Annotated in this window: 1 protein-coding gene; it reads right to left on the minus strand. The window is 63.6% G+C overall.

Annotated features, from left to right (window positions below; genetic code table 11):
• Nucleotides 1-1,005: Clp protease N-terminal domain-containing protein (locus EOA36_RS35595; protein WP_127281248.1), on the minus strand; the 1,005-nt coding region annotated here is incomplete at its 3' end.
• Between the last annotated feature and the right edge of the window lie 330 nt (nt 1,006-1,335).

Raw genomic sequence — 1,335 nt, forward strand, 5'->3', positions numbered from 1 at the left:
CTGGAAACGGCGGGCAAGGGCTGGATCCTTTTCGACATGCTTGCGGTATTCATCGAGCGTGGTCGCGCCGACGCAGTGCAGTTCGCCGCGCGCCAGCGCCGGCTTCAGCAGGTTCGACGCATCCATGGCGCCATCGGCCTTGCCGGCGCCGACCAGTGTGTGCATCTCGTCGATGAACAGGATGATATTGCCACTGGCCGAGGTGACTTCGGAAAGCACGGCCTTCAGCCGCTCCTCGAACTCGCCGCGATATTTGGCGCCGGCAATCAGCGCGCCCATGTCGAGCGCCATCAACTGCTTGTCCTTCAGCGATTCAGGCACGTCGCCATTGACGATGCGCAGCGCCAAGCCTTCCGCGATCGCCGTCTTGCCGACGCCCGGCTCGCCAATCAGCACCGGGTTGTTCTTGGTGCGGCGCGACAGCACCTGGATGGTGCGGCGGATCTCGTCGTCGCGGCCGATGACCGGATCGAGCTTGCCCGCGCGTGCGTCGGCGGTCAGATCGCGCGCGTACTTCTTCAGCGCGTCATAGCCCTGTTCGGCACTCGCCGAATCGGCGGTGCGGCCCTTGCGGACGTCGTTGATGACCTGGTTCAGCGCCTGCGCGGTGACGCCGGCCTTGGCCAGGATTTCGGCCGTCTTTGCCGATTTCTCCATGGTAAGCGCCTGCAGCAGCCGCTCGACGGTGACAAAACTGTCACCGGCCTTCTTGGCCAGGTCCTCGGCGGTCGAGAACACCTTGGCCAGCGGCTGAGCCAGATAGAGCTGGCCATTGCCACCCTCCACCTTGGGCATCGCCTCGAGCGCCGTCTCGACGCCGAGCTTGACGTCGCGGACATTGCCGCCGGCACGCTCGATCAGCGACGCGGCCAAGCCCTCGTCATCGTCGACGAGGACTTTCAGAATGTGTTCGGGGGTGAATTGCTGATGGTTGCGGGAGAGCGCCATCGTCTGCGCGGACTGGATAAAGCCGCGCACGCGCTCTGAGTATTTCTCAAGGTTCATATCTGTCTCCTTCCATCACCAGCCCGCTTTGCGGCACCGGATCAGATTGCGGTGACGGACCCGCCCATTCGAGCCGGATCCCGTTCAGCCGAGATATGGTGCATGGGGCATGCTGTCTCAAGACGCATTGATGTCTGTCAATCGATAATATTCCACGTCAGCCCAAACGAAAACGGCGGGGATTTCTCCCCGCCGTTCAATGTCTTGCGGTGCCGTTCGATCAGTTGTCGATGTCGGTGATCACGGGCTCGGCGCTGCCGCCGTCGACCGGAGCCGCGGCCGTCTCGCCCGCATCCGCATTGTCGCCGCCACCCTCGACCTGGTCGGGAT

The sequence above is a fragment of the Mesorhizobium sp. M8A.F.Ca.ET.021.01.1.1 genome (genome assembly GCF_003998025.1).
Classification (GTDB): Bacteria; Pseudomonadota; Alphaproteobacteria; order Rhizobiales; family Rhizobiaceae; genus Mesorhizobium.